Source organism: Nguyenibacter vanlangensis, from assembly GCF_013376155.1.
Classification (GTDB): Bacteria; Pseudomonadota; Alphaproteobacteria; order Acetobacterales; family Acetobacteraceae; genus Gluconacetobacter; species Gluconacetobacter vanlangensis.
Window position 1 is genome coordinate 1 of record NZ_JABXXP010001190.1, and the last position, 602, is coordinate 602.

1 protein-coding gene and 1 pseudogene are annotated in these 602 nt (G+C 68.8%); one reads left to right on the top strand and one right to left on the bottom strand.

All coding sequences use genetic code 11. From position 1 onward, the window contains the following. Positions 1-195, bottom strand: a 195-nt coding sequence (locus tag HUK84_RS22040) for a cytidylyltransferase domain-containing protein (protein ID WP_374729413.1), incomplete at its 3' end; no start/stop codon positions are given. Positions 196-395: 200 nt separating this feature from the next. On the opposite strand from HUK84_RS22040, the pseudogene HUK84_RS22045 reads away from it, so the two are divergent. Further along, a pseudogene (locus HUK84_RS22045) lies at positions 396-602 on the top strand (c-type cytochrome); the annotation flags it as partial.

Here is a 602-nt window from a genome sequence, read left to right on the forward strand (position 1 = left end):
GGCGGTGCCGCCGGCGTCCTGGACCACGCATGCCAGGTCGCGATCGGAGACCGCGACGATGACGGGGCCGATATCGGCGGCGCGCGCGCGCGCCAGCACATGCAGGATCATGGGCCGGTCGCCGATCATGGCCAGGGGTTTGCCCGGCAGCCGCACGGAGGCCATGCGGGCGGGGATGACGATGATCGGGTTCATGGGGAAGATGGGGCCTTGGACAACGGAAGCAGCTTGGTCGATCCCGACGGTGGAATGCCGGTGCGGACATGAAAACCCCGTCCCATGTGGAACGGCCGGGCGATGCTTCACACAAGGCGGCGCGCAGTCTAGGTAAGGCGCTGCCTCTATGCAACCGAAACGCAGGGCAACCAAAACGCAGGCGGAGCCCCGTATCCCGGATGGACAGCAAGAACGCGAACCGTATCGGTGCCGCCATCCTGGTGGCCGTGCTGGCGATGGCGAGCAGCATCGGCGCGGGCTATCTGGTCGTGCCGTCCGACATCCCTGCCCATGCGCTGTTCGTGCTGCCGAAGCCCGCGGATGGCGGGCAGCCCGGTGCGGCCGGCCCGCCGGGCGCCGAATCGATCGCCGAAGCGGTCGCGCAT